Annotated in this window: 23 protein-coding genes; 11 read left to right on the top strand and 12 right to left on the bottom strand. The window is 66.5% G+C overall.

Features of this window, described 5'->3' with window-relative positions; genetic code table 11:
• Positions 1 to 15: 15 nt before the first annotated feature.
• Together ABEA50_RS20740 and ABEA50_RS20735 are read right to left on the bottom strand one after the other, a co-directional pair.
• Positions 16 to 798, bottom strand: coding sequence for a TetR/AcrR family transcriptional regulator (locus tag ABEA50_RS20740; RefSeq protein WP_345497246.1), 783 nt, complete (start codon positions 796 to 798; stop codon positions 16 to 18).
• Positions 799 to 836: 38 nt separating this feature from the next.
• Positions 837 to 1,316, bottom strand: coding sequence for a VOC family protein (locus ABEA50_RS20735; protein WP_345497245.1), 480 nt, complete (start codon positions 1,314 to 1,316; stop codon positions 837 to 839).
• A 91-nt stretch (positions 1,317 to 1,407) separates the two neighbouring features.
• On the opposite strand from ABEA50_RS20735, the gene ABEA50_RS20730 reads away from it, so the two are divergent.
• The 3 genes from ABEA50_RS20730 (at position 1,408) to ABEA50_RS20720 (ending at position 4,682) form a co-directional block, all read left to right on the top strand.
• Positions 1,408 to 2,709, top strand: coding sequence for an acyl-CoA dehydrogenase family protein (locus ABEA50_RS20730; RefSeq protein WP_345497244.1), 1,302 nt, complete (start codon positions 1,408 to 1,410; stop codon positions 2,707 to 2,709).
• On the top strand, positions 2,706 to 3,746 hold the full coding sequence (locus ABEA50_RS20725) for a phosphotransferase family protein (RefSeq protein ID WP_345497243.1): 1,041 nt from the start codon (positions 2,706 to 2,708) through the stop codon (positions 3,744 to 3,746). The genes ABEA50_RS20730 and ABEA50_RS20725 overlap by 4 nt, the downstream gene beginning before the upstream one ends.
• 105 nt (positions 3,747 to 3,851) lie before the next feature.
• Positions 3,852 to 4,682, top strand: coding sequence for a patatin-like phospholipase family protein (locus ABEA50_RS20720; protein ID WP_345497242.1), 831 nt, complete (start codon positions 3,852 to 3,854; stop codon positions 4,680 to 4,682).
• Positions 4,683 to 4,701: 19 nt separating this feature from the next.
• On the opposite strand, the gene ABEA50_RS20715 is transcribed toward ABEA50_RS20720, so the two are convergent.
• The 3 genes from ABEA50_RS20715 to ABEA50_RS20705 form a co-directional block, all read right to left on the bottom strand.
• Entirely contained in the window at positions 4,702 to 5,496 is a 795-nt protein-coding gene (locus ABEA50_RS20715; RefSeq protein ID WP_345497701.1) for an enoyl-CoA hydratase/isomerase family protein, read from the bottom strand.
• 332 nt (positions 5,497 to 5,828) lie between these two features.
• Positions 5,829 to 7,115 carry an acetyl-CoA hydrolase/transferase family protein gene (locus ABEA50_RS20710; protein ID WP_345497241.1) on the bottom strand — a complete coding sequence of 429 codons (1,287 nt, stop codon included), beginning with the start codon at positions 7,113 to 7,115 and terminating at the stop codon, positions 5,829 to 5,831.
• Complete coding sequence (locus ABEA50_RS20705) at positions 7,112 to 8,284, bottom strand: CaiB/BaiF CoA transferase family protein (RefSeq protein WP_345497240.1); 1,173 nt, start codon at positions 8,282 to 8,284, stop codon at positions 7,112 to 7,114. Before ABEA50_RS20705 ends, ABEA50_RS20710 begins: the two co-directional genes overlap by 4 nt.
• 188 nt (positions 8,285 to 8,472) lie before the next feature.
• Here ABEA50_RS20705 and ABEA50_RS20700 point away from each other — a divergent pair, with 188 nt between their 5' ends.
• Both ABEA50_RS20700 and ABEA50_RS20695 read left to right on the top strand, forming a co-directional pair.
• Positions 8,473 to 10,062, top strand: coding sequence for a class I adenylate-forming enzyme family protein (locus ABEA50_RS20700; protein ID WP_345497239.1), 1,590 nt, complete (start codon positions 8,473 to 8,475; stop codon positions 10,060 to 10,062).
• A gap of 415 nt (positions 10,063 to 10,477) precedes the next feature.
• Positions 10,478 to 11,251 (top strand): SDR family NAD(P)-dependent oxidoreductase, encoded by a 774-nt coding sequence (locus ABEA50_RS20695; RefSeq protein ID WP_345497238.1) that lies wholly within the window; start codon positions 10,478 to 10,480, stop codon positions 11,249 to 11,251.
• A gap of 153 nt (positions 11,252 to 11,404) precedes the next feature.
• Here ABEA50_RS20695 and ABEA50_RS20690 read toward each other — a convergent pair whose 3' ends face one another.
• From ABEA50_RS20690 to ABEA50_RS20675, 4 genes are all read right to left on the bottom strand, one after another.
• Complete coding sequence (locus tag ABEA50_RS20690) at positions 11,405 to 12,595, bottom strand: CaiB/BaiF CoA transferase family protein (protein ID WP_345497237.1); 1,191 nt, start codon at positions 12,593 to 12,595, stop codon at positions 11,405 to 11,407.
• Positions 12,596 to 13,067: 472 nt separating this feature from the next.
• The gene (locus ABEA50_RS20685) at positions 13,068 to 13,808 is read right to left on the bottom strand and encodes a GntR family transcriptional regulator (RefSeq protein WP_345497236.1); all 741 of its coding nucleotides are present in this window, start codon (positions 13,806 to 13,808) and stop codon (positions 13,068 to 13,070) included.
• A gap of 61 nt (positions 13,809 to 13,869) precedes the next feature.
• Positions 13,870 to 15,024, bottom strand: coding sequence for an acyl-CoA dehydrogenase family protein (locus ABEA50_RS20680; protein ID WP_345497235.1), 1,155 nt, complete (start codon positions 15,022 to 15,024; stop codon positions 13,870 to 13,872).
• Positions 15,025 to 15,192: 168 nt separating this feature from the next.
• The gene (locus tag ABEA50_RS20675; protein ID WP_345497234.1) at positions 15,193 to 16,032 is read right to left on the bottom strand and encodes an HpcH/HpaI aldolase/citrate lyase family protein; all 840 of its coding nucleotides are present in this window, start codon (positions 16,030 to 16,032) and stop codon (positions 15,193 to 15,195) included.
• Between the two features lie 133 nt (positions 16,033 to 16,165).
• Here ABEA50_RS20675 and ABEA50_RS20670 point away from each other — a divergent pair, with 133 nt between their 5' ends.
• Entirely contained in the window at positions 16,166 to 16,999 is an 834-nt protein-coding gene (locus ABEA50_RS20670) for an alpha/beta fold hydrolase (protein ID WP_345497233.1), read from the top strand.
• 15 nt (positions 17,000 to 17,014) lie between these two features.
• Here ABEA50_RS20670 and ABEA50_RS20665 read toward each other — a convergent pair whose 3' ends face one another.
• Positions 17,015 to 17,776, bottom strand: a complete 762-nt coding sequence (locus ABEA50_RS20665) for an IclR family transcriptional regulator (RefSeq protein ID WP_345497232.1) — start codon at positions 17,774 to 17,776, stop codon at positions 17,015 to 17,017.
• A 209-nt stretch (positions 17,777 to 17,985) separates the two neighbouring features.
• Here ABEA50_RS20665 and ABEA50_RS20660 point away from each other — a divergent pair, with 209 nt between their 5' ends.
• From ABEA50_RS20660 to ald, 5 genes are all read left to right on the top strand, one after another.
• The gene (locus ABEA50_RS20660) at positions 17,986 to 19,110 is read left to right on the top strand and encodes a CapA family protein (RefSeq protein ID WP_345497231.1); all 1,125 of its coding nucleotides are present in this window, start codon (positions 17,986 to 17,988) and stop codon (positions 19,108 to 19,110) included.
• An 86-nt stretch (positions 19,111 to 19,196) separates the two neighbouring features.
• Complete coding sequence (locus ABEA50_RS20655; RefSeq protein ID WP_345497230.1) at positions 19,197 to 20,405, top strand: dipeptidase; 1,209 nt, start codon at positions 19,197 to 19,199, stop codon at positions 20,403 to 20,405.
• Positions 20,402 to 21,586, top strand: coding sequence for an amidohydrolase (locus ABEA50_RS20650; RefSeq protein WP_345497229.1), 1,185 nt, complete (start codon positions 20,402 to 20,404; stop codon positions 21,584 to 21,586). The genes ABEA50_RS20655 and ABEA50_RS20650 overlap by 4 nt, the downstream gene beginning before the upstream one ends.
• Positions 21,587 to 21,695: 109 nt before the next feature.
• On the top strand, positions 21,696 to 22,970 hold the full coding sequence (locus ABEA50_RS20645) for an MFS transporter (RefSeq protein ID WP_345497228.1): 1,275 nt from the start codon (positions 21,696 to 21,698) through the stop codon (positions 22,968 to 22,970).
• A 42-nt stretch (positions 22,971 to 23,012) separates the two neighbouring features.
• The gene (gene ald / locus ABEA50_RS20640; RefSeq protein WP_345497227.1) at positions 23,013 to 24,119 is read left to right on the top strand and encodes an alanine dehydrogenase; all 1,107 of its coding nucleotides are present in this window, start codon (positions 23,013 to 23,015) and stop codon (positions 24,117 to 24,119) included.
• 307 nt (positions 24,120 to 24,426) lie between these two features.
• Here ald and ABEA50_RS20635 read toward each other — a convergent pair whose 3' ends face one another.
• A complete protein-coding gene (locus tag ABEA50_RS20635; protein ID WP_345497226.1) occupies positions 24,427 to 25,491 on the bottom strand; it encodes an acyl-CoA dehydrogenase family protein in 1,065 nt (354 codons plus the stop codon).
• Positions 25,491 to 26,711: an acyl-CoA dehydrogenase family protein gene (locus tag ABEA50_RS20630; RefSeq protein WP_345497225.1), complete on the bottom strand. Its 1,221-nt coding sequence runs from the start codon at positions 26,709 to 26,711 to the stop codon at positions 25,491 to 25,493. Before ABEA50_RS20630 ends, ABEA50_RS20635 begins: the two co-directional genes overlap by 1 nt.
• Positions 26,712 to 26,752: the final 41 nt, after the last annotated feature.

The raw sequence follows: 26,752 nt of genomic DNA, 5'->3' as shown, positions 1-26,752 counted from the left end.
ACAGCGGAAACGTCGTCATCGCACCGCATTCACGCAGAATTCGGTGATCCGTTCGACATCGGCATCCGTGGGCGCGACGCCGCGCCAGAGGTGATCCCTGAGCACACCCACGAGCATGTGGGCCAGCAGCTGAGCATCGGATTCCGGTCGCGGGCTGCCCAATTCGCGCAACGGTGCGAGCAGGAGCGCGGCCAGGCGGCGATCGACCGACTCGGTATCGCGACTCAGCTCCTCGGCCAGGCTGCTGCCGTTCCACAGCACAGCCCTTGTGGTCGCCGCGGTGTCTTCGGCAGCCTGCGACAGGATGCTCTCCACCCAGCGACGTACCTTGGCGCGCGGGGTGTCCGCCTTGCCCATCCGGTGGGTCACGTAACTCGTCAGGCGTTGTGTTCCGTCTTCGAGCAGCGCGGCCACCAGCGCGTCCTTGGAGCGGAAATGCCGGTAGAACGCGTCGTTGGACAGTCCGGCGACGGCCACGATATCCGCGACGCGCGGCTTGGCGGTGGTGGCGCGCTCGCGCATTACCGTCAGCGCCGCGTCCAGCAGCGCTCGCACCTCGCCGATGTAGTCGGTCTCCCGTTTCGCCAACGCGCGCTTGGCGATTCGTGCGGCGACGTCGGTCTCGCGCACGAGATCGTTCCTGCGGTCATCCACCCGCGTGTCGCCTCGGCGTCCGGCGCGCGTGCCCGCACACACGCCGCGGTCGGCACGCAGATCCACCCCGTTGTCGCCGCCGAACAGCACCACGGTGTCGACCTGTCCGAGCAGTACCCGGCAGCGCCATTCCCGGACCGACATCGGTCACGACCTCCGTCGTTGTCATGCTCGCACCTCGATCATCCGTGGATCTCCTGCTGCTCACGACTTTCCGGTGCCGTCCAGCATCGACGCAAGCCTTCCCGCGCGGCGCGGTCGACCACTTCGATGCGGAACCCGCGCTCCCCCACCAGGAAGGCGAAGAACGGACGACCGGAGATCGTGCGGACGACCTCGACGACGTAGGACTCCGCCGACAGGTGCGCGATGTCGGCGGCCACGTCGTCGGACCAGAAGCCCACGTGATGGATGCCGAAACCGGGCGAAGTGGCCGGAGACCACATCGTGTCGGGGATGCTGCGCACGATCTCGAGCCGAGGGACGGTCAGCGAGTACACGCAGCGGATGTCGAGCGTCGTGTCGCCGGTCGGCAGCGTGACCGCGACGGGACCGCCGACCTCCGCGCCCCATTCGTAGCCGAGTACGGCCGCCAGCGACGCCTTCGTCGCTTCCAGGTCGTCGGCCACGATGCCGAGGTGGAACTGGTCGGCGGCCTTCATCGCCCACCACCGCCAGAAACCTCGTTCAGCCTTTGGAGAATGCTATTCTTGTTTTTAAGAAACATATTTCTAGTATGAGGGAAGGGGCGCCATGGCGTGGGATTTCACGACCGACCCCGAGTTCAAGGCGAAGCTCGACTGGGCGGATGCGTTCGTACGCGAGGAGGTCGAGCCACTCGATCTGATCTGGCCGCATCGACAATTCGTGCCGCTGAACGAGACACGACGCAAGGTCATCGACCCGCTCAAGCGACAGGTCCGAGAGCACGGACTGTGGGCCACCCATCTCGGACCCGACCTGGGTGGCCAAGGGTATGGGCAGCTGAAACTGGCGCTGCTGAACGAGATTCTGGGCCGCAGTTCGTGGGCGCCGATCGTCTTCGGCTGCCAGGCTCCCGATACCGGCAACGCCGAGATCATCGCGCACTACGGCACTCCCGAGCAGAAGGAGCGCTATCTCCGCCCGCTGCTGAACGGTGAACTGTTTTCCAGCTACTCCATGACCGAACCGCACGCCGGCGCGGACCCGACGCAGTTCAGCACCGCCGCGGTGCGCGACGGCGACGCCTGGATCATCACCGGCCGAAAGTTCTTCTCCTCCAACGCCAGAACGGCGGCATTCCTGATCGTCATGGTCGTGACGAACCCGGATGTCAGCCCGTACCAGGGGATGTCGATGTTCCTCATCCCCACCGACACCCCCGGAGTCCACATCGAACGCAATGTCGGGCTGTTCGGCGAGCCGCTCAATGACGGGATGCATGCGCTCATCCACTACGACCAGGTGCGCGTGCCCGATTCGGCGCTACTGGGCGGCGAGGGTCAGGCCTTCGCCATCGCGCAGACCCGGCTCGGCGGCGGACGGATCCACCACGCCATGCGCACCATCGGTCTGGCGAACAAGGCGCTGGACATGATGTGCGAACGCGCGCTGAGCCGAACTACCGCCGGATCGTTGCTCTCGGACAAGCAGTTCGTGCAGGGCTACATCGCCGACTCCTACGCCCAGTTGCTCCAGTTCCGACTCATGGTGCTCTACACGGCATGGGAGATCGACGCCTACAACGACTACAAGAAGGTCCGCAAGGACATCGCGGCGGTGAAGGTCGTGATGCCGACGGTCCTGCACGACATCGCCTGGCGAGCCATGCAGATACACGGCGCCCTCGGCACGACGAACGAGCTGCCGTTGTTCACCATGATCCACGGCGCGGGCGTGATGGGACTGGCCGACGGACCCACCGAGGTGCACAAGACCACCGTCGCCAAGCAGGTGCTGCGCGGGCACCGGGCCAGCGACGACGAGTGGCCCACCGAATGGGTGCCGAAGAAGCTCGCCGCCGCCGAGGCCAAGTACGCCGACTACCTCGAACACGAAATGGGCAACCTATGATCGACACCGCGCGACTGTCGGCGTGGATGGACACCGAGCGCCTACCCGGTGCCGGTGAACCGCTGACGGCCGAATTCCTCTCCGGCGGAACGCAGAACGAGATCTACCTGCTCACCAGGGGTGAACACCGCAGCGTCATCCGGATCCCACCGGCGGACGCACCCGCCGAACGCGACGACGGCATCCTGCGCGAATGGCGGATCACCGCGGCATTGGACGGCACCGACGTCCCGCACACGCCCGCACACGCGGTGTGCACCGATCACGCGGTACTCGGGCGCACCTTCTACCTGATGGGTTACATCGACGGCTGGTCCCCGATGGGACGCACAGGCTGGCCCGACCCCTTCGACACCGACGGCGCCGGACGCGACGGGCTGGCTTACCAGCTGGCCGAGGGCATCGCGTTGCTGTCGAAGGTGGATTGGCGCGAGCGCGGGCTACACGACCTCGGCCGCCCCGACGGCTTCCACGAACGTCAGGTAACACGCTGGACCCGCTTTTTCGAACGCCATCGCGGCCGTGACCTGGACGGCATGGCGGTGGCGACGCACTGGTTGCGCACGCACCGTCCGCTGGATTTCGTGCCGGGCCTGATGCACGGTGACTACCAGTTCGCGAACGTGATGTTCGAACACGGCACACCGGCGCGGTTGGCGGCGATCGTCGACTGGGAGATGGGCACCGTCGGCGATCCGAAGCTGGACCTGGCGTGGATGGTCCAGGGCTGGCCCGAGGACATGGATGCCCCCGAGGCCGCGACCGCCAGCTACGTCGACCTGCGCGGCATGCCCACGCGGCAGCGACTCGTCGAGCACTACGCCGAGGTGTCCGGGCGGCAGGTGGACGATCTGGACTACTACCTGATCCTGGCGAAATGGAAGCTGGCGATCGTGCTGGAACGCGGCTTCCAACGCGCGGGCGCGGACATCAAACTCCAGTCCTTCGGGGCGATCGTGCCGGAGTTGATGCGCGCGGCGGCGGAACTGGCCGAGAGCACCGCCTACGCGAATACCGTTGCCCCTGCGCAGGACTGACGACGACACTCGTTGCCCGTGGCCGTCGAACGCGGGTATTCCGCTGCCGCGGGTCGGTGTCGTAGTGTCGAACACGGCAGCGCGCGGCAACGAAAGGGCGGCAACGTGGCTTCGAGTGGTTCGGCGGTAGTACTCGGGGGCGGCGGGGTGGTCGGCACGGCCTGGCTGGTGGGTCTGGCCGCCGGATTACGCCGGGCGGGCGTCGACCTCGACAGCGCGGACCTGATCATCGGCACCTCCGCCGGTTCGATCGCGGGCACGATCATCCGCTCCGGCGCCGACCTCGACGCATTCGCCACCGGACCTTCGGGCGAGCACGCCGCCCCCGACCTCGCACAACGCGATCTGCGCGCCATGGCCGAAATGGGCAGGCTGCGTGCGGATCCCGAGCTCGATCCGCTCGAGGCACGCAGGCGCATCGGCACACTCGCGGCCGCCCTCGCCGACGGCGGCGCCGAACATCTCGAGCAGATCCGCTGGTATGTCCGCACCTCGGTATGGCCGCAACGGCTGTGGATCACCGGGCTCGACATCGAATCCGGTGAGCTGGTGACCTGGGACGACGCGTCGGACGCCCCGCTGCTCGCGGCCGTTGCCGCCAGTTGCGCTGTGCCGACGGTGTTTGCGCCGGTCGTCGTCAACGGACGCCGGTACATGGACGGCGGCATGTCCTCCCCCACCAATGCCGACCTCGCCGTCGGCTTCGAACGCTTGATAGTCATCGAACCGCTGGCCCACGCGGTCCCGCGTGAACCCCTGCACCGCGAAATCGCCGCGGTCGGCGCCGCACAGGTGGTGACGATCGGCCCGAACGGTCCCGCGCGTGCCGCCTACGGCACCGACCTCCTGTCCCGCACGGCGTGGGAGCCCACCTATCGAGCCGGTGTCGACCAGGCGAGCGAGGTCATCGACGAGATCGGCAAGGCGTTGGGCTGAGCTACCGGCGGCTACTCGATCAGCAGCCCTGCCAGCGGGGACGACGCTTTTCGGCGAATGCCGCCGGTCCCTCCTGGGCGTCCGCGCTGTTGTAGCAGTGTTCGGCGGCCGCGCGCGCGGACCGCAGCGCCGCCGAGCGGCCCATCTCGGTCGAGAGCAGCACCGTCTCCCGCGCCGCCCGCACCGAAAGCGGCGCACCGTCCAAGATTTCGGCGGCAAGCTCGAAGGCGGTGTCCAGCAATGCTTCCGGCTCCGCGAGCCGATTCACCATGCCGATTTCGTAGGCTCGCCGCGCGGTGATCGGCTTGCCGGTGAGCAGGATTTCCATCATGATCCGCTGCGGAATCATATGGATCAGCGGTGCCGCCCACGGCGCGGCGCGACCCACCTTCACCTCGGTCACCGCGAACCGTGCGTTCGTCGCGGCCACACACAGATCGCACGCCTGGGCGATCATCCACCCGCCCGCATAGGCGACCCCGTTCACTGCGGCAATCGTCGGCTTCGACAACTCGACGGTGTCGTGCGGGACGGGAAACATCGCCCTCGGCGGCACCCGCATCCCGGTGTCCACCATCTCCTTCAGATCACCGCCCGCACAGAACGCCTTGTCCCCCGCGCCGGTGAGCACCGCGACCCGCAGCGCAGGGTCGTGTTCGAAACGCTCCCACGCGGCGAACAACCCCGCGCGGATGTCCCGGTCCAGGCAGTTACGGGTGGCGGGACGGTTCAAGGTGATGACAGCGATGCCATCGGCGCGCGCCTCGAAGAGAACGGCCGCGTTCGCGGCTGCGGCGTCGGAGGGCGCAGCGATATCGGCCGACGATCCGGCCCGGTCCGAGAGCGCCGTACCGGAGCAGCCGCGAGTTCGGCTGGGCGCCACAGCGTCCCTCGGACGCACGGCGTCCCTCGCGAGCGCGGTCTCGGTGGGACCCACCGCATCGTCAGCGGCCGAAGACCGACTCGAAACCACTGCCGCATTCGAATCCGCAGCGCCGCTCGACGGCGCGGTCCCGGACGTGTACTCGGCAGCGGCCGAGTACACGGGCCCATCGGTGCGCGCAGCCTCGGTTGATCCCACGGCGTTACTCGAATCCTCCGCTCCGCTCGGGGACACGGACTCACGCGACCGGTCAGCGTCTGCCATCAATACCCCCTGCGTCGGATGTCGTATGCGGTCGCGGCGAGGTCTTCGCGAAAGTCCGGGTGTGCGATGCCGATCAGCCGCTCGGCCCGTTCGGCGAGCGTGCGACCGGCCAGTTCGACCGCACCGAATTCGGTGACGATCACGTCCACGTCGCTGCGTGCGGTGGTGACCGGGCCCGAGAGCGCAGCCGTGATCCGGCTGACCGTGCCACCCTTCGCGGTCGCGGGCAGGGCGATGACGGAATGCCCACCAGGCGAGCGCGCACCCGCGCGCACGAAATCCACCTGCCCGCCGGTGCCACCGAAGTACGCGGTGCCGCTCTGCTCGGCATTCACCTGCCCGGTGAGATCCACCTGCACCGCCGAATTCACGGTCACCAACTTGTCGAGCTGGGCCAGCACGCTGGCATCGTGGGTGTAACCGGTGGGGCACATGCGGATTCGCGGTTCTCGGTCGGCGAAGGCGTACAGGCGTTCGGTGCCGATCAGCGCACCCGTCACCGACACGCCCCGATCGATCGCCTTGCGCGCGTTGGTCACCACACCCGCCTCGATCAGGTCCACGAGGCCGTCACCCACCATCCCGGAATGCACACCCAGATCAGTGCGGTCACGCAGACGACGCAGTATCGCCTCGGGCACCGCGCCCACCCCGACCTGCAGCACCGAACCGTCCTCGACATAGGCCGCCGCGTGATCGGCGATGGCCGCGTCGGTCGGCCCGATCCGCGCGGGGGCCACGGCGACAGGCGGACGCGAGACCCGCACCGCGTAGTCGATTTCCGAGGCCGCCAACCGCTCACCGTAGGTGAACGGCACCCGCTCGTTCACCTCCGCCACCACAACCCGCGCCTTCGCGACAGCGGCGCGCACATAATCACTGATCAGCCCGAAGCTGTGGTCGCCGTGCACATCCGGCGGGCTCACCTGAACGAAAGCGACGTCGCAGCCGATCACGCCCGACTCGATCAACGGACCGACCCGCCCTACGTGACATGGGATCACACCCAACAGATGTTCGGCGGCCAGCGTGCGCAATGTGCCGATCGCACCCATGCTCGACACCGAAATGCCTTCGACCGCAGCAGGAGTCAGCAGATCGGAGAAGCTGGTAGCGACGAACAGCCCGAGGTCGCCGATGTCTCGGCCGTGCGCGAGCAGCGCCGCCAGCAAGGTGGTCGGCTCGCCGCACGCCTGGCCGACCACGATGCGGTCGCCCGCGCGCAGGAATTCCGTGAGATCGAGCCGGTCCGCCTCGAGGTAACGAGGTTTCGTCGCTGAACTCATGCGGGTTCCGAATCAGTTGCCCGCGTGTGGATCTCAGCCAGGACCTCGGCGGTGTGCGCGCCCAGCTCAGGCGCGGGACCCGCCACACGTCCCGGCGTGCGCGAGAACGTCGTCGGCGTGCCGGGAAAGCGCACAGGCCCGTCCACCGACTCCACGGTCTCGAAGAAACCGACATCCTCGAGGTGCGGGTTGTCGAACAGTTCGTCCATGGTGCGCACGGGTGCCACCGGAATATCGAGTGATTCGAGCAGCTCCAGCCATTCGGCCGTGGTGCGTTCCCGAAAAGTCGTGCCGAGCAGGGCGTAGACGGTATCGATGTCGCGGGCGCGTTGTTCGAGGGTGTCATAGCGTTCGCTGTTCCACGGCGGGCGCACGGCCGCGACGAAGGCCGACCATTGTTTGTCGTTGTAGACCAGCGCGGCGAGATGACCATCCTTGGTGCGATAGGGCTTTCGATTCGGCGCGACCGCGCGCTGGTACGCCGCCGACCCGAGCGCGGGGCTGAACATCGCGCCGTTCGCGTGCTCGACCAGCATGAACGAGGCCATGGTCTCGAACATCGGCACCTCGATCTCCTGCCCTTCGCCGGTTCGTTCCCGGTGATACAGCGCCATCGTGGTGGCGTAGAGCGCGGTGAGTCCCGCGACCTTGTCGGCCATGATGGTGCCGACATACCCCGGTTCGCCGGTCAGTAGTTCCTGCGCGGCGACCAGCCCACATTCGGCCTGGATGGTGTCGTCGTAGGCGGTGCGATCGGCCTCGCGGCCGCCACGTCCGTAGCCGTAACAGTTGGTGTAGACGATCGAAGGATTCACCTGTGCCACCCGCGCGTAGTCGAATCCGAGATCGGCGATCGCCTTGCCACGCATCGAATGAATGAACACATCGGCGCCGACGATCAGTCCGCGCAACGCCTCCTGTCCCGCCTCGCTGCGCAAATCGATGACGGCGCTGCGCTTTCCGCGATTCACATTGACGAAAACGCCCGCCATTCCCGGCCGAGGCCCCGCCGAGATATATCGGGTGTTGTCGCCCCGCGGCGGTTCGACCTTGATCACGTCGGCCCCCATGTCGGCCATGATCTGGGTGCAGTAGGGACCCATCACCATGGCCGTCAGATCGACCACGCGAACGCCGGACAACGGGCCGGACCCGGAATGCGTCTTCATCGCTCGGCCATTCCTCCCTCTCCAACCCCGGCGAGATCGCGCGACATCGGCAGACGAACACCTGCCGCCATGGCCGACCAGTCGCCGCGCCGGGTAGCACACGCCACCTCGTCAGCTCCGAGGCGACAGCACAAAGCCTATCTGATGAATCCTTACAAGGATAGAGCGAAGGGTGGTATCAAGGGGAGGTGCACAGAAGTAGCGGCAACGACGGTGATCACGAGAACAACCGGGGCACACCGGACTTCGTTCCGTCCGCGAAAAACGCCCCGGCCTCGCCGATCACCGTCCCCCGGCCCGTCGCCGACATGCTGCGCCGCACACTCGCCACACACCCCGACGCGCCAGCCATCGAGGCGGCCTCGGGCACATGGTCTTACGCCGAACTCGACGACCGAGCCGACCACGCCGCGGGCGCACTGTGGGGGCTCGGCGTACGCCCCGGTGATCGCGTAGCCGCCTGCCTGCCCAACGACCTGGACATCGTCGCCGCCTTCCACGGCACCCAACGCATCGGCGCCCTGTGGGCCGGAATCGGCGAAGCCATGACCGAGGGCGAACAGCAACGACTCACCGACCTCTGCGCGCCCACGGTCGTGCTCGCCGGAACCCGCTGCACCGTACGCACACCGCACCGCATCGACCTCGATCGATGGACCGAACTCGTGGCCGATGCCGACCAGGCGCCTTCGGTCACCCACGACATCGACGCCCCCGCCGCGATCGCCTTCACCAGCGGCACGTCCGGCCAACCAAAGGCGGTCGTGCACAGTCAACGCAATCTGCTCATGCCCGGCGCGGCACTGGCCGCGCAGCGGGGATGGGGCGCGGATCTGCGCAAGGGCGACAGCTTCCCGCTGACCATCCTCAATCTGATCGTGCTTTCCACCCTGCTCACCGCGCAGACCGGCGGGTGCGCGGTGCTGATGGATCGCCGTGACGTGGAAGGCGTCGCCCAGTGGATCCGCGACCACCAGGTGACGGTGTGGAACGGCGCCCCCGCCCAGCTCTACGACCTCGCCCGCCGCCCCGACCTGACCTTGCCTTCGCTGCGCGAAGTGTGGAGCGGCGGCGCCGACACCTCGGAAACACTGCGGCAGATGTTCGCCGACACACACGGACTGGTCCCCCGCGTCACCTACGGCCTCACCGAGGCACCCGCTGTCGTCTCCATCGACCCGCCGGGCAGCGCATGCCGTGCCGGGACCAGCGGACGACTACTCGCGCACTACGACGTCGCCGCCTACGACGACAACGACCGCCGCCTTCCGCCCGGCGAAGTCGGCGAATTAAGGCTTGCCGGTGCAGGTTCCGGAGGATGGCGGCCGATGCTGGGCCACTGGGACGGGGGCCGCGTGGTACCCGTCGGCCCCGGCCCGCTGCGCACCGGCGACATCGGCACCGTCGATCGCGACGGCTGGCTCACGGTCATCGACCGCAAGAAGCTGGTGATCATCCGCGGCGGCGCCAACGTGTACCCCCTCGAGGTGGAACGCGTCCTCGCCACCCGGCCGGCGCTCACCCGCGTGGCGGTGTTCCCGGTTCCGGACGACCGACTCGGCCAACGCGTTGCCGCCGTCGTCGAAACAACCGACACCACCGTAGATTTCGCCGCCCTCGCCGACGTGTGCGCGCGCGAATTGGCACCGTACAAGGTTCCGGAGCTCTGGGCACGACTCGACCATCTCCCCCTGAACGCCATGGGCAAGGTGGTCCGCACAGACTTGCTCGCGCTCACCGAAGGTCACCGTGTCGCGCGTCCGAGACGAACACCGTGACGCCACGGGCAGAGATGACGACGCCACCACGAGATTCCGTGCGCGCGGCGATACGCCGAAGGCCAGCGCATCTCCGACACCGAGCGCTCCAGGAGAGGTCGTCGGAACGAGGCAGCTCGCACCCGCCACACAGCGTCCCTCGGCCCGCGCATGGTCGTTGCGCGAACTCGCGCCCTCGCGACGGGACCGTCGAGGATCGGCATGCGGATATCCGTGCGGGCGAGCGCCGCACCTCACCGAGCGCCGCGAACTCCGGCTGGCCGGTAGGTTTCGACATACCGAACGTATGCGTGGTGAGCTACGGCATCGAGCACAACCGCGTACACGGGCCGTACGGCTGGGGCCGATATGACACACGAGGCGGGCCGCCGCGCACGAAAGCCGCTGATTCCCAGGTCGATCCGAAGGAGGCCCCATGACACCTCACGCCGCAGCCCACCTGTTCGATCTGCACGACGCAGTGGCGATCGTGACCGGTGCGTCGTCCGGACTCGGCGCCGAGATAGCGCGCACGTTGGCAGGTTTCGGCGCACGGGTGGCGGTCGTGGCCAGACGCGCCGATCGGCTGGCCGCACTGGCACACGAGATCGACGGACTCGCCGTCACCTGCGATCTGTCCGACCTCGAACATATCGAGTCGTCGATCGTCCCACCCGTAGTCGAAACGCTCGGTTCCCCAACCATTCTCGTCAATGCCGCGGGCAACAGGTTCACCGAGCAGCAGGCCGAATCCGAACCACTCGACGCGATCCGGCGCACCCTCGACCTCAACCTGCTGGCCCCCTTCCAACTCGCCCGCGCGGTCTTCCCGCACATGCGCGACACGGGCGGCGGCGCGATCGTCAATATCTCCTCGATCAGCGGCCGGGTCGGGGTACCCGGAATCCCCCAAGCCTCCTATGCGGCAAGCAAAGCGGGCCTTTCCGGCCTCACCGCCGAACTCGCGGTCCAATGGGCACGCCACTCCATCCGCGTAAACACCGTCGCCCCCGGCTTCTTCCGCAGCGAAATCACCGACGACCTCTACGACAGCGAACGCGGCGCCCGCTACCTCCGCCGCAACACCCCACTGCCGAAAGAAGGCTCCGCCCACGACATCGTCGGCGCGGTCCTCTGGCTCGCCGCCGACACGGGCAGCTACGTCACCGGCCAAACCATCGTGGTGGACGGCGGTTGGACCGCGCGCTGACTAATCCTTACCGAGCTTGTACCCGCAGTATTGCGCGCAACGCACCACGCAAGCCTGAGCTGGCCGAGTTGTCGCGAAGTGGTCGGCGCGTATGCGTGAGAAGGGCCGCGAGCGTCGATGTCGCCTCGGTCAGCGGCATTCTCGGCCGAACCGTCAGATCACCGCATCGGATCTCAGCGCCGAGATCTCCTCGTCGCCCAGCCCGACTTCCGAGAGGATCGAGACGGTGTGTGCACCCAATCGTGGGACCGGGTCGAACCGTGGTTCGATGCCGCTCAGGTTCGCGGGGGGCAGGAGTGCGCGAATCGGCCCGCCCGGAGTCTGCACCGATCGCCAACGGTGGCGTCCGCGTAGCGAGGGGTGCTCGAGGAAGTCGCGCACCTCACCCAGTCTGCCGCTGGCGATTGCCGCCTTGTCCAGCAAACCGAGCACCACCTCGGTGCTGAGCCCACTCGTCCGCTCGGCGATCACGGCATTGCATTCCGCGCGGTGCGCGACCCGCGCGGAGTTCGTGGCGAAACGATCATCGGAAGCCAGCGCCGGATCGCCGAGCACATCGCCGCAGAAGGCGAGCCATTCCCGTTCGTTCTGTACCGAAAGCAACACCGCGCCGTCGGCGGTGGGAAACGGCCCGTACGGCGCGATCGTCGCGTGTTCGGCGCCCGCGCGCTTCGGTTGCCGCCCACCGTATTCCGTGAAGTAGGCGGGCGATCCGAGCCACTCGCCTATCGCCTCGAACAACGCGACCTCGACGGCACGCGCCACGCCGGTGGTCGCCCTGGTGTAGAGCGCGGTGAGTACGCCGCTGTAGGCGTACATGCCCGCCGCGATGTCGACGATCGAAACGCCGACCCGGGAGGGACTGTCGTGCGGCCCGGTCAGCGACATGAGCCCGGACTCGCCCTGGATCAGCATGTCGTAGGCTTTGCGCTCGGACCACGGCCCGGTATTCCCGTACCCGGAAACGTCGCAGGGGATGATGTCGCGATAGCGCTGCTGCAGAGAGACCGCGTCGAGGCCCATGCGCGCGGCCGCGCCCGGTGCGAGGTTCTGGACGAACACGTCCGCGGTGGCCAGTAGCTTCTCGAGGATCGCTTGACCCTGCTCGGACTTGAGGTCGAGGGTCAGCGATTCTTTCGAACGGTTCAGCCAGACGAAGTAGCTCGACTCCCCCCGCACCGTCTCGTCGTACCGGCGCGCGAAGTCACCCCCCGCTGGCCGCTCGATCTTGATCACTCGGGCACCGAGATCCGCGAGCTGACGAGTCGCGAACGGAGCCGCGACCGCCTGCTCGATGCTGACCACGGTGATGTCTGCCAGCGGCAGCCGACTCTGCGGACCCATCTGTCGTCCACCTTCCCTGAAATGTACGGCCATACTGTCACGGTGGTCGCACAGTCAGCAACCCGAAGCGTCACAGAGGGGACTGCGCCTAAGCGAAACCTGGCAGATTGTCCCGAAAGATGGTGAGCTCAGGCAGGTACCACTACAGGAGCGCTCGGAATTCTCCGTTTCCCTACCACGGCGATGGCAGACAGAGGAAGATAATTGGCCGTACAGATAAGCGCACGGCCATACGCGATCGAGCGGTGCGCAACCCGACGACGCTGGCGCAGACCACAGAATGTCGGACTTTGCCGCACCTCGGGTCTTCCTCGCTCAACGCGGCATCGGTCTCGCGCCAGGTCGCGCAGACCTTCCTCGAGCGTTGGGCGGGTGAGGTCGTGCACCGGGATCTCGCCGTGACGCCCGTGGCGCACCTCAGCGCGGCCGGTGTCACCGCGCGCGTCACCGAAACCGGTCGAGACCGAGAACTTCAGCGCTCCAGGGTAATTCGATACGTGTACTGCTCCGGCAAGAAATAACTCATCGCGAGCTCGCACAGTTGGTCTTGCTTGTCGGAGTACAGCCGGTCGACCCTGAGCATCCCGTGCCCCGGCGCACAGCCGAGAGCGGTCGCTACGGCCGAGGTGGCGGGTGCGACCGTGATGGATTGATCGGCGCGGGCGATCGGCGCGTCGAGGTGCGGCTCCAACAGCCCGATCAGCGTGTACGTGCTCGAGGCACCCGCCGCCAACTCGGGCGCCTCGAGTACGTGCCTGGCGATCCGTTCCGGCAGGTACACCGTGGTGTACACGAACGGAACATCATGATGGAGCCGCCGAAAGGCGACGGAGTACACCAGATCCGTCTCGAGGCGGAGCCTGCTGGCCGCCTCGATATTCGCCTGCCGCCGCAGCGGGGTGACGATGTCCATGCTGGTATCCGAGGACAGGTTCATCAGGTCTTCGATCGAGCCGAGGTGACGCAGATAGCGCCCGCCTCGCTGCTCGGCGGCGAAGGTGCCGCGACCGGGGACGCGGTGCACGATTCCCTCGGCGACGAGATCGTGGAATGCCCGACGAATGGTCTGGCGGCTCGCCCCGTATTGTGCGGCCAACTCCGCCTCGGTCGGCAACCGAGCGCCGTCCCGGTAGGTACCGCTCGCGATCTGCTTGCGCAGGGCATTCGCGACCTTGCGGTACACCGGCTCGGGCGCGGGTTCGGTCTCAGTCATGGCCAGCCGACTTTACCCTTCGCACGATGCTCGGGTCCGCCACGTCCGCGGCCGCGCACCGTCAGAGCCGCCCCCGTGCCACCAACTGGCCCGCGATGACATTTCGCTGAATCTCATTGGTGCCCTCACCCACGATCATCAATGGCGCGTCCCGGAAATAACGTTCGACGTCGTATTCGGTGGAGTAGCCGTAGCCGCCGTGAATCCGCACCGCGTCGAGGGCGATCTCCATCGCGACTTCGGACGCGTACAGCTTCGCCATTCCCGCTTCCATATCGCACCGCGCTCCGCTTTCGAACCGCTCGGCCGCGTGCAGGGTCAGCTGCCGCGCCGCGGTGAGTTTGGTCGCCATGTCGGCGAGGTGATTGCCGATCGACTGATGCTTCCAGATCGGCTTCCCGAAACTCTCGCGCTGCTGCGCGTACGCCAGCGAGTCTTCCAGCGCCGCGGCCGCGACACCCAGTGCGCGGCAGGCGACTTGAATACGCCCGGTCTCGAGGCCCGTCATCATCTGCGAAAAGCCCACGCCCGGTACTCCTCCGAGAATCGCGTCGGCGCACGTGCGGTAGTCGTCGAAGGACAGCTCGCAGGTCTCGACGCCCTTGTAGCCGAGCTTGGGGAGGTCGCGCGACACGGTCAGTCCCGGTCCGTGTTCGACGAGCACGATCGAGATCCCCCTGTGCCGAGGCGACGCGGACGGATCGGTCTTGCACAGCAAGGCGATCACCTCCGACCTTCTCGCGTTGCTGATCCAGGTTTTCGACCCATTGATGACGAGGTCGTCGCCGTCGGGCCTGGCGATCGTGCTGATGGCCTGCAGATCGGATCCGCCACCGGGCTCGGTCAGCGCCATGGTCGCCCGAATCTCCCCCGTGGCCATTTTCGGTAGATACCGCCGCTTCTGCGCCTCGGTACCGAATGTGCTGATCAGCTTCGCGACAACGGTGTGGCCGCCCATCGCGCCCGCGAGGCTCATCCACCCGCGCGCGAGTTCCTCGGTGACGTGGACATAACAGGGCATCGTGACCGGCGAGCCCCCATACGCTTCGGGAATCGCCAGACCGTATATCCCGATCTGCTTCATCTGCTCGATCCACTTCTCGGGGTACTGGTTCGCGTGCTCGACTTCTCGAACCGTCGGCTTGACCTCGCGGTCGATGAACTCACGAACCGTCTCGACGAGATAGGTTTCCTCTTCGCTCAATCTCGAACTCATGGACACAACTTCCGCTAGGAGACCCGGGCCGACGTCCGACCGAGTAAATGTACGGCCATTTTTGCCATACGCGGCGCGCTTGTCAACAAAGCCGCACCCCGTCCGAATACCTGGCTCATCCCCGCTGCTACCAAATCCAGACCATTGCCCGCCACACAGGACCGACAGCTAGCCCACGGCGAGAATCCGCCGCGCACGCGCCAACACGGGTGGATCGACCATCCGACCGTTCACCTGCGCCGCACCACCCCCCGAAGGGAGCGCGGCGACAACGGATTCCGCCCACGCGACCTCCACGGCGCTCGGGCGCAGGGTCGCGGCGGCGACAGCCACCTGCGATGGGTGAATACACAGCTTTCCACCGAAGCCCAACGACTTCGCGTGCCGCACATCCGAACTCAGCACATCCTCGGCACTCAAATCCGTCGTCACCCCATCGAGGGGCGGCGCCAGCCCGGCCGCGGCGGATGCGAGTACGAGCGTGGACCGAGCCATGGCGAACGCCGTCCGGTCGTCGGGGTCGACGCCGAGTTCCGCGGCAAGATCGATGTGCCCGAGTGCCGCACGGATGACACCGGGGACGGCGCACACACGCTCGGCGCCGAGAACGCCCCGCGAAGTCTCGATCAGCGCGATCACCGCAACCTCCGCGGCGAGCGCCCTTACCTGGTCGACATCCTCGGCCTTGGGCACCATGATCACGGCGTCGGCGCCGCAGATCGCCTCGACGTCCTCGGCCCAATACGCCGAATCAGGGGCATTCACGCGCACTACCGCGGCGTTGCCGTCGCCCAGCCAGTCGGCAACCGCATGCCGCGCCGTCACTTTGTCCGCGGTGGCGACTGCGTCTTCCAGGTCGAGAATCACCGCGTCGGCACCCGAAGCGACCGCCTTGTCGAACCGATCGGGTCGAGACCCAGGCACGAAAAGCAGGGTCCGCGCCGCAGCAACTCGTCGCGCTATCGCTGATCCGTTGCTTCCGGTGAGCGCACGATTCACGACATGCATTCCTTTCGTTCAGCGACACGGGGGCGCCGATCGACTCGCGACATTGACACAGAATCCGCTACGGCTTTACATTCATGCTATCAGTCAATACGGCGTACCACATTGCGGCACGTCAGTTCTAGCACGGAGACCCATGGCAATTACTCGGCCGAGCAATACTTTTCGCGAGGTTCAACGCGCGGACGGCACCGCAATCCGGTACACGGTCAGCGGCCCACCGAACGGCGCGACCACCCTGGTCCTGATCCACGGCTGGGCCTGCGACCGCACCTACTTCGACGCGGTGACCGACCTGCTGTCGCCGGACTACCGCGTTATCGCCGTTGATCTGGCAGAACACGGCGAATCACGGTCACCACGAACCGAGTGGACGATAAGGGAATTCGCCATGGATGTGGCCGCGGCGCTGACGTCCGAGTCGGCGCACGATGTCGTCGCGGTGGGACATTCCATGGGCGGCGCGGTCGCCGTCGAGCTCGCCCGCCTGCACCCGGACACCGTGTCACGGGTGGTCGCCCTCGATGCGCTGCACTACCTATTCCTCTTCCCCGCGCTCGATGACGTCGCCGCCGCCGCGGTGATAGCACCGTTTCACGAGGATTTCCCCGCGGCGGTGCGCGCCATGGTGGCGGCAGGCTCGCCACCCGACACCGACCCGGCCTTGCAGGACGGGTATTTCGACAAGATGGTGACCGTCCGCCAACCAGGTGGCGTGCTGTCGCTCGAAGCGCTCGTCCACTGGGATATGGAGGCGGCATTGCGGGAGGTCACCCAACCCGTCACCGTGTTCGCCGTGCGCGCGATGCTGACACAGGAAGCGATCGACCGATACGGGGATCGCATGCGCATCACCCCGATCGACTTGGGCAGCCATCATTTCCCTGTCGAATCTCCAGGCGCGACCGCGGGGCTGCTCACCGACCTACTGAGCCGACCATGGCCGCACCCACCCGAGCATCCGTCCTGAAGTCGCGAAACAGGTTCAGGAGGAACGAATCAGCCGGGTGATCTCGTCGGCGGCATCGATCGCCATCCGCGCCAGCGCGGATTCCGTGGACGGGTCGAAGCGCATCTGCGGTATCGAAAGCGCCAGCCCCGCGACCGGGCGCCGCGCGCCATCCAGTATCGCCGCACCGATCGAGGTGACATGCGGACGGAACCACGAGGACATATTCATCGAGTACCTCCGTTCGGCCGCCGCAGCGATCTCCGCGCGCAACTCGGCATCGCTCGGCGGGGCGCCGCCACCGAGCTTGTCGAGCTCCAGGTTCTCGACATCGGCACGCAAGAGTTCGTCCACCTCGCGCGGGTCGAGGTGCGCCAAGATGGCGACGCCGATCGATGTCACCGCGAGCGGTAGGCGCGTACCGATTTCGAGGAATACCCGAACGATCTGTGTGGAATCCGCACGCGCGACGATGACCGAGTCCGTGCCGTCCCGCAAACCGAGATGCACAGTCTCGTCGGTCTGCGCGGCGAGGCGCTGGATCACCGGAGCCGCGAGTTGGCGCAGATCGTGTTCCCCCGCGCCGCGCAGACCGATGGCCAGCGCCTTCATCGTCACACCCCAGCGCGCGTGTTCGGCGTCGACGACCCGCAGCCACCCGGCCTCCTGCAACGTCACCAGGCAGCGCTGGACAGTGCTCTTCGGAATCTGAGTCGCGCGCGCCAATTCCGATACACCGATCGGCTGCCGCACCGCGACTTCTTCGAGAATGCGCAGGGTACTCAGCACGCTGTTCATCGAACGGATGCTGCTGCTTGGTGGTTTGACTGATCCGGTCACTGGCCCGTCATTTTTCTGTCGGCTACGAGGCCCAGCAGCGTACCACCGAAAGACTCCCGCGTTCCACTCTGCGGCACAACCGTGCCATACCTCTTGTGTCGTGGCTCGCATTCGTACTACAGTGCGGCATATCGTATCGCAATGTGGAACAGTTGGGAGTCGGCCGTATGGACCTGACAATCGTGGGAGACGTTGTCGTATCGGGACGACCGCGCAACGCGCCGAACGCGGACGGCCGCCCGGGAAGCTCGGCGTTCCCCCTGCTGCGCGGCGGCGATCTGACCATCGGCAACCTCGAGGCCGCGTTGACCGAATCCGGTCAACGCGCCGAAAAGCTCGTTGCCATCCGAACACCCCGGTCGGGTGCGGCGGAATTGGCGGCGATGGGCTTCGATCTGATGTCCCTCGCGACCAATCACGCGATGGACTACGGCGCCGTCGGAATGCGCGACACCGTCGCCGCCCTGGACGCGGCCGGAGTCGCGCACGCGGGATTCGGCGAATCCATCGCCGAGGCGTCCCGGCCGCGCACCGTCGTGGTCGGGGACGACACACTGGCGTTCCTCAGCTTCTGCTCGGCGCTACCCCTCGGATACAACGCCACCACCGACCGCGCGGGCATCGCCGCGATTCGCGTGCGCCAAAGTTTCGAGTTCGACAGCGGTTTCCTGGACGAGACGCCCGGCACGCCACCGTTCGTCCACTCCACCGCGCACGAGTCGGACGTCGGCGCCGCCGAGCAGATTGTCCGAAAAGCAAAGGCGGACAACACATTCGTTGCCATCGCGCTGCACTGGGGTGTTCCGTTCTGCTACCTACCGAGCGCGCAGGGACCGTTGGCGCAGTATCAACAACCGCTGGCGCGGCGGCTGATCGACGCGGGCGCGGACCTCATCATCGGCCATCACCCGCACTGCCTGCACCCGGCGGAATTCTACGACAACGGGCTGATCCTCTACTCGACGGGAAACTTCGTCTTCGACTGGAGCGATGGCTGGGACACCGAATCGATGGTCGCGCAGAACGATGCGCACCCGGCCGCTCCCTACCAGCCCGCGTTGCTGGAAGGCCCGTGGTTCGAGAGCGCGGTCTTTCGCGTCACGCTCGACAAGCAGCACGGACCGACGCTTCGAGTAGCGCCGATCGAACTCGATGCCGACAGTCAGCCGATCATGCCCAGTCCCGCGGCGTCCGCGTCGATCCTCGCGGCCTTCGAGCGGTCGTCGCGGCAACTCGACCCCTGCGTGCACGTCGATTCCGACGGAACGGTTCGGCGACAACCACATCCATGACCACGGCGTCTCCATGACCACAACGACGCGACGACGGCCCAACGCCGCAAGACCGCACGCCGAATGAATGAAAGAGACACGAGTTCATGCCCTACCCACCCGCAAACCCCTCGGACTACGAGTCGTTCCCCTACCTGCGGCGCGGAGTCGACTACACCACCGTGGACCTGGCCGACCCCGGGTTCCGCCGAAGCGCCTACGAGCCCGCGCTGGACGAAACCCGCTCCGCACGCGTACAGCGCCTGCTGGAGAACAACGTGATCATCAGCTTCCACGATCACCCGCAACTGTTGCCCTCGGACATGTCGGATGTGCCGGACTACCTTCGCGACCAACAACTCTCGACGGCGTACACCGAACTGCGGCGATCAGGAATGACCGCCGTCTTCGACAACTGGTTCGGGATCCTCGGCGGCACCAGCCGGTCGGGGTGGAAGTGGGACGACCTGGTCACCGCGTTGGGCATGCGCCTGGCGGATCTCGCGCACCAGGACGGTCCCGTACTGGCCCGCGGCGTGCAGGACATCCTCGACGCGAAGAGCCGCGGTCAGGTCGCGTTCGTCATGGGCACCGAATCCTCCGGGGCCATCGAGAACGAACTCGACCGCATCGATGTGCTCTACGGCTTCGGCGTTCGGCAAATGGGGCTCGTCTACGCCGATTCGAACTCGCTCGGCAGTGGACAGGCGGAGCCCGGTGACGGCGGTCTGACAATGTTCGGACACCGAGCCGTGCAGCGCATGAACGCGCTCGGGATTCTGATCGACGTGTCGCACGCGAGCGATCAGACGACCCTCGACGCCATTCGAGTATCCGAGAAACCGGTAGCCATCACGCATGCGGGCGCGCGCGGTGTGTGGCCGATCCCCCGCATGAAAACCGACGCGGCACTGAAAGCCTGCGCCGAGCGCGGTGGGGTGCTCGGCCTCGAGGCCGCACCCCATACGACGGTGTCGCACGAACATCGAACACACACGATCGATTCGGTGATGGACCACTTCACCTACGCGGTGGATCTGATGGGCATCGAGCACGTCGCGTTCGGTCCGGATTCGCTGTTCGGTGATCACGTGGGCTTCCACCACGCCATCAGCGGCAACTTGAGTCTTTCCGCGATGCTCGATCCCGGGGATCTCGAATACCAGCGGGTTTCCCACGTAGACGGCTTGGAGAACCCGGCTGAGAACTTTCGCAACATCACGAGCTGGCTGGTCACGCACGGGTACAGCGACAGCGAGATAGCCGCGGTCTTGGGCGGCAACATACTTCGGCTGCTGAAAGAGGTCTGGCGATGACCGAGACGAAGAAGAAGATCGAACAAGAATTCGCGACGCGGCTCGAATTGGTGACCGCGCTGTCACACACCATCAACGCCAATCCGGAGCTGGCATTCGAGGAGCACGCGACATCGGCCGCGATCATCGAGGCGCTCCGCACGAACGCGAATTTTCAGGTGACGCCCGCCGTAGCTGGGTTACCGACGGCTTTCGTCGCCACCGCGGGGACCGGCGCGCTGGTTCTCGGGATCTGCGCGGAGATGGACGCGCTGCCGGATATCGGGCACGGCTGTGGACACAATGCCATCGCCGCATCAGCCGTCGGCGCCGCGCTCGCGCTCGCCCCCTTCGTCGACGAGCTGGGCATCACGCTGAAAGTGTTCGGCACGCCCGCCGAGGAAAGCGGAACGGGCAAAGAGATCCTGCTCAACAGCGGAGTCTTCGACGGCGCTCACGCCGCCATCATGGTGCATCCCTCGCTGAAAGACGTGGTAACTCCGTTCTTTCGGGCCGCCCGGTCGTGGCAAATCACCTACACCGGACGCGGTGGTCATGCGTCGCGACCGTGGAGCGCCCGCAACGCCGCCGATGCGACCGTCCTCGCACAGACCGCCATCGGCTTGCTGCGCCAGCAGTTGCGTGATGGGATCCTCGTCCATCATGTCGTGAAAGAAGCCGGTTCGGCCGTCAACGTCATCGCCGAGGACGCCGTCGTCGAATGCATGATCCGATGCAACACGTTGTCCGAGGTCAACGACGTGTGGGACCGGATACGACCGTGCTTCGAGGCAGGTGCCCTTGCCACCGGCACCGTCGTCGAATTCGACACGCTGCCCTCGCTGTACCGCGAGTTCGTCCATGACAACGACCTCGCGACGCTGTTTCGCGACAACGCGGAAGCGCACGGCCGAACCTTCCCCGACTATCCGGACAAGCTCTTCGGGTCGACCGACATGGGGAACGTCTCGCAATTCATCCCCGCACTCCATCCGATGCTCTCCTTCGACCTGCCGCCGGAGGCAGGAAATCACACCTCGGCCTTCGCTGCCGCAGCCGCGGGCGCGCAGGGAGACAAGTTCATTCGGGACGGCGGGCTCGCGATGGCACTCACGATCGCGGATGTCGCGCTGTCCGAAACGATCCGGAAACGGCTGCTCGCACGGGATTTCGAGAGCGATTACGCCGCCACCTACCAATAGTATTCATCCGCGATTTCGACCAGGCACGGAATATCACCGCACTCTCGAGAACGGCCGCACGCCCATGGACAGCAAGACAACACACCACGAAATTCCGGCAGAAACCAAAATGACGTCGCGCGGGAAACGTGCGATCTTCGCCGGCGCCGTAGGAAATGCCGTGGACTGGCTGGACTGGGCCATATACACCACCTTCGCCGTGGTATTCTCCCCGCTGTTCTTCCCACCCGGCGAATCCGGTCCGGCGCTGCTCTTCTCGCTCGCGGTTTTCGCGGTGGGCTTCGTGATGCGGCCGGTCGGTGCGATCTTGTTCGGCGCCTATGCCGACCGGCACGGACGCAAGAGGGGGCTCGTCCTCACCATCGTTCTGATGGCGACATCCTCGTTGGTCATCGGATTGACTCCGACGTACGAGAACATCGGTGTACTCGCACCCATTGTCCTGGTGTGCTGCCGGCTACTCCAGGGTTTGGCGGCGGGCGGCGAATTCGGGTCCTCCGCGGCGTACCTCGTCGAATCGGCCGCGCCGAGGCGGCGTGCCTTCGCGGGTTCGTGGCAACAGGTTTCGGTCGGCGCGGGGCTGCTGTTGGCCGCCGGAATGGGCGCGACCGTCACATCACTCCTGCCTGAAGCGGCGGTGTCCGCATGGGGGTGGCGACTGGCATTCATCGTCGCCGCACTGTGCGGGTTCGCGGCCCTGTGGGTGCGCTCGGCTGCCCAAGAGTCCGAGTCCTTCGAGAGCGCCATACAGACTGCCGACAAGGTGGATCGTTCCGCGCGGCGCCACCCCGTACTCAGCATGTTCCGCGAACACCCCCGCGCGGCAATGCGGGTATTCGCGATCAATATCGGCGGCACCCTGCTGTACTACATCTGGTTGACCTACTTGCCGGTCTATATCAATGTCACCACAGACATGCCGCTCAGCGAGGCGCTGCGCGCGAACGTGATCACGATCGCGGTGTTCATCGCGCTCCTGCCGATCGCGGGGCTGCTTTCCGACAGGTTCGGCCGCAAGCCCACAATGCTGACGTTCGCCGTGGGGTTCGTCCTCTACTCCTGGCCCGCTTTTCATTTCTTGAACGGCGAGTTCTTCAATTTCCTGCTGATCGAGTGTATCGGCGCAGTCCTTTTGCTCGGCTACTGCGCGAACGCCGCCACCATTATGTCCGAGCAGTTCCCGGCAGCCGTGCGCGCCAGCGGAATCGGAGTTCCGTACGCGCTTTCGGTCACACTGTTCGGCGGCACGGCGCCTTATATCTTGACCTGGTTGAACTCCCATGAGTTCAGTGGGTTCATCTGGGTCTATTGCGCTGTGGCCGCCGCGATCGGCGCGTGCGTCTACTTCACCATGCCGGAGACCAAGGGAAAAGCCCTCGACTGAGCTCGGCGCAGAGTTTCCTACAAATAAGGAGCACCGCTACAGATGAAGATCGGGATACCACGCGAGATCAAAAACCACGAGTACCGCGTCGCGCTCACGCCGCCGGGTGTGCACGAACTCGTCGCTCGTGGCCACAGCGTCGTCATCGAGTCCGGCGCGGGGGTCGGCTCGTCGTTCGCCGACGAGGACTTCGAAGCAGCAGGCGCACAGACGGTCTCATCCGCGGACGCGGTCTGGGATTCGGCAGAGCTGCTGCTGAAGGTGAAGGAGCCGATCGCGCAGGAGTACGCACGCCTGCGCCGCGGGCAAATGCTGTTCACCTACCTACACCTGGCTGCGTCGAAAGAGTGCACCGACGCCCTGTTGGCATCGGGAACCACGGCGATCGCCTACGAAACGGTGGTCGGCGAGGACGGTTCGTTGCCGCTGCTCGCGCCGATGAGTGAGGTCGCCGGGCGACTGGCCGCCCAGGCGGGTGCCTACCACCTTATGCGCTCGGTGGGCGGCAGAGGCGTGCTGATGGGCGGGGTGCCCGGAGTTCGCCCCGCGAAGGTCGTCGTCATCGGCGCCGGTGTCTCGGGGAAGAACGCCATCGCGGTGGCGCACGGCATGCGGGCCGATGTCACCGTTCTCGACCTCGCCGTAGCACGGCTGCGCGAGGTGGACGCGCAGTACCGGGGCCAGGTCAAGACCGTCGTATCGAACGGCTACGAACTCGAACAGGCAGTGCTCGACGCGGATCTGGTGGTCGGCGCCGTGCTCGTTCCTGGCGCCAAGGCGCCCACGCTGGTGCCCAATCATCTGGTCCAGCGGATGAAACCGGGCTCGGTGTTGGTCGACATCGCCATCGACCAGGGTGGTTGCTTCGCGGACTCGAAACCCACCACACATGCCGACCCGATCTATCGAGTGCACGACTCGGTCTTCTACTGTGTCGCCAACATGCCGGGGGCGGTACCCCGAACTTCCACCTTCGCGCTGACGAACGCGACCATGCCGTATGTCCTGGCCCTCGCCGAAAACGGCTGGCAGAGCGCGGTGACCGCCGATCCTGGTCTTGCCGAGGGCCTCAGCACGCACGACGGGCGCCTGCTGTCGGAGAAGGTAGCGGCCGCGCACGGCTACGCTACCGAACCGCTGCCGGTGTAGGCGTTCGGATTCGCTCGCCACCCGCGTCACCGACCCAACCAGCGTGGTTGGCAGCAACTGCCGGGTTCGACGCCCGCTGCGGAATTCGGGGCGTGGGGGTGAGTGTTCGTCCCCGCACGACCCGCCACTCGGATGGGGGCGTACCGGGCAAGCCCACCGGCATCCGAGGGGGCCGCCACGCGTCCACCCACGGCCGCCTTGCCGATGCGATGCCATCCCTTTCCCCTGTGCCCCTGCACTTTTCGACTCGCGGTCAAGGAATGTGGTGGTGCCACCGAAGACGGAGCGGGGGCGAACCCGCGAGCGACTACCGGTACCGCGCCGCCAATCGGGCGCGGTACCCGCGTGGCGTCCCGAACAGGGCTCGGTTGAGGGTGGCGCGCTTGAGGTATACGTGCAGGTCGGCGTCCCAGGTGTAGCCGATGCCGCCGTGTAGCTGCATGGCTTTGCCGACCACCTCTACCGCGCTCGCGCAGGCGTACGACTTGGCCATGGCGACGGTGACGTCGGCGTACGGCCGCTGCTCCTCGGCCAGCTCGCGCACTGCCGCGGCCACCAACTTCTCCGCGACCCGCACCCGTACGAGCATGTCGGCGCAGGCGTGTTTGACTGCCTGAAACGAGCCGATCGGGCGGCCGAATTGCTGTCGGGTTCGCGCGTAGGTGACGGTGGCTTCCAGCATTGCCTCGCTCAGGCCGAGGCTGTCGCAGGCGACGGCGACGGCGGCGCGGTCGTGCAGTGTGCGTACGCGGCGCCACGGATCTCCGTGAAAACGCGACACCGAGCGCGGGCGCGCACTATCGGCGACTACCCGGCCGAAACGGCGGGTGGAGTCCAAGACGGTGGTGGGAGCTACCACGAGTCCTGGTGTGTCTCGGTCGAATTCAGCGATGACCGGGGAGCCGTCGGCGTCGACCGCTACGACGAGCAGTCGATCCGCGCAGACGGCGTCGGCCACGAAGTCCGCCGCGCCGTCGACGACCAGCCCGGTTGTGTCCGACTTGACTCGAAACCCGCTGTCCGCCATGGCTTCACCGTCCACCACCAGGCAGGTCGTTGTTTCCCCCGATACGGTGTCACGCAGCAACCTGTCGCGCTCGGTACTCGGTTCGAGCACGCCCAACGCACCCAACGCCGACACGGCGATCGATGGATACCGCGTGTCGGCCGCCGCACGACCCACCTCGCGCAAGACCACGGCGGTCTCCGCGAAAGTAGCCCCCGCACCGCCGAGCGACTCCGGGGCCTCCAGTCCGAGCCATCCCGAATCTACGATCGACCGCGGATCCACCTCGCTCCCCGCCGACGCCGCCAGCATCGATCGCGCCACCGCACGCAACTGCGGGTGAAATTCGTCGAAACCGCCCGCCATCACGCCTGCCTGGGTTCGCGCGGCAGTCCGAGACCCCGCTCGCCGATGAGGGTGCGCTGAATCTCGCTGCTGCCGCCGGGGATCGTCCACTCCCACGAGCCGAGGAAATCCAGCATCCACGCGCCCGATTCCCACCCGCTCGACAAGGGTTTACTCAGCTCTGTGTGCGCCGCGAGGCCCGCGACCTCGGTGCCGAAATCGGTGATGCGCTGCAATAATTCGCTGTAGTAGAGCTTGACGATCGACGCGTCGGCCGCGCCGGGTCGCTCGGCGGCGACGAAATCGGCACACAGCATGCGCAATCCGGTGAGTTCGATCTCCAGCGTCGCCAGCCGGTCGGACACCACCGGGTCGTCGAGCGGACGAGCGCCGTCGGCCGTGGGGCGAGCGCACAATTCGAGCAACCACCGAAATCCCGCGTGACCCAGCCGTTCCGAGAGTTCCAGCATGGTCATGCCGCGCTCGGCACCGAGGGTCTGTCCCGCGATACGCCACCCTTCGTTCTCCGGTCCGACCCGCTGGTGGACCGGGATCACCACGTCATCGAGGAAGATCTCACAGAAGTGTGACTCCCCCGTCGCCTGCTTGATCGGCCTGACCTCGACGCCGGGCGCACGCATGTCGAGAAGGAAATACGAAATACCGTGCCGTTTCGGCGCATTCGGGTCGGTGCGGGCCAGCAACAGACACCAGTCCGCGTACCGAGCGCCACTGGCCCAGACCTTCTGCCCGTTGACGACGTAGCCGTCGCCCGCCCTGCGTGCGGTCGTGCGCAGCGCGGCGAGGTCGGACCCCGCCTCCGGTTCGGAGAACCCCTGACACCAGATTTCGCCGTCGAGTATCGCGGGTAGATGCCGCTCGCGCTGCTCGACGGTGCCCGCCGCGAGCAGCGTCGCCGCCGCATGGTGAATCCCGACGAAAGCCAGCACCAGCCGAGGGGCATCGTGCGCGGCCAACTCCTGATACAGCACCACCTGCTCGGCCACCGAAAGCCCACCACCCCATTCCTTCGGCCAATGCGGCACCGCGAACCCCGCGCGCCGCAGGCGTTGGAACCAATCCCGTTGAAAGCGAACGAACTCCGCGTCTTCCACGCCGGTCTGTGCTCGCCGCCAATCCGGCGGGATCTCGGCACGACACCACTCGCGCACCGTGACACGGAAATCGTCCGAACCATCCTGCGGCGACGCGGAACGCGCCGACAGCTCTCCCAGCGTCACCGCGCCCACCGCACCCGTCGAGTCAGGCCGCCGCCCTGATG

Origin of the sequence: Nocardia callitridis, assembly GCF_039543305.1 — a bacterium.
GTDB classification, from domain to species: domain Bacteria; phylum Actinomycetota; class Actinomycetes; order Mycobacteriales; family Mycobacteriaceae; genus Nocardia; species Nocardia callitridis.
Note: the sequence above shows the minus strand (reverse complement) of the source record. Positions and strands in the feature narration are given on the sequence as shown.

Coding starts and splice junctions, on each gene's coding strand:
- ABEA50_RS20740 (WP_345497246.1), bottom strand. CDS start 798: ATGTCGGTCCGGGAATGGCGCTGCCGGGTACTGCTCGGACAGGTCGAC.
- ABEA50_RS20735 (WP_345497245.1), bottom strand. CDS start 1,316: ATGAAGGCCGCCGACCAGTTCCACCTCGGCATCGTGGCCGACGACCTG.
- ABEA50_RS20730 (WP_345497244.1), top strand. CDS start 1,408: ATGGCGTGGGATTTCACGACCGACCCCGAGTTCAAGGCGAAGCTCGAC.
- ABEA50_RS20725 (WP_345497243.1), top strand. CDS start 2,706: ATGATCGACACCGCGCGACTGTCGGCGTGGATGGACACCGAGCGCCTA.
- ABEA50_RS20710 (WP_345497241.1), bottom strand. CDS start 7,115: ATGAGTTCAGCGACGAAACCTCGTTACCTCGAGGCGGACCGGCTCGAT.
- ABEA50_RS20705 (WP_345497240.1), bottom strand. CDS start 8,284: ATGAAGACGCATTCCGGGTCCGGCCCGTTGTCCGGCGTTCGCGTGGTC.
- ABEA50_RS20695 (WP_345497238.1), top strand. CDS start 10,478: ATGACACCTCACGCCGCAGCCCACCTGTTCGATCTGCACGACGCAGTG.
- ABEA50_RS20690 (WP_345497237.1), bottom strand. CDS start 12,595: ATGGGTCCGCAGAGTCGGCTGCCGCTGGCAGACATCACCGTGGTCAGC.
- ABEA50_RS20685 (WP_345497236.1), bottom strand. CDS start 13,808: ATGACTGAGACCGAACCCGCGCCCGAGCCGGTGTACCGCAAGGTCGCG.
- ABEA50_RS20680 (WP_345497235.1), bottom strand. CDS start 15,024: ATGAGTTCGAGATTGAGCGAAGAGGAAACCTATCTCGTCGAGACGGTT.
- ABEA50_RS20675 (WP_345497234.1), bottom strand. CDS start 16,032: ATGCATGTCGTGAATCGTGCGCTCACCGGAAGCAACGGATCAGCGATA.
- ABEA50_RS20670 (WP_345497233.1), top strand. CDS start 16,166: ATGGCAATTACTCGGCCGAGCAATACTTTTCGCGAGGTTCAACGCGCG.
- ABEA50_RS20665 (WP_345497232.1), bottom strand. CDS start 17,776: ATGAACAGCGTGCTGAGTACCCTGCGCATTCTCGAAGAAGTCGCGGTG.
- ABEA50_RS20660 (WP_345497231.1), top strand. CDS start 17,986: ATGGACCTGACAATCGTGGGAGACGTTGTCGTATCGGGACGACCGCGC.
- ABEA50_RS20655 (WP_345497230.1), top strand. CDS start 19,197: ATGCCCTACCCACCCGCAAACCCCTCGGACTACGAGTCGTTCCCCTAC.
- ABEA50_RS20650 (WP_345497229.1), top strand. CDS start 20,402: ATGACCGAGACGAAGAAGAAGATCGAACAAGAATTCGCGACGCGGCTC.
- ABEA50_RS20645 (WP_345497228.1), top strand. CDS start 21,696: ATGACGTCGCGCGGGAAACGTGCGATCTTCGCCGGCGCCGTAGGAAAT.
- ald (WP_345497227.1), top strand. CDS start 23,013: ATGAAGATCGGGATACCACGCGAGATCAAAAACCACGAGTACCGCGTC.
- ABEA50_RS20635 (WP_345497226.1), bottom strand. CDS start 25,491: ATGGCGGGCGGTTTCGACGAATTTCACCCGCAGTTGCGTGCGGTGGCG.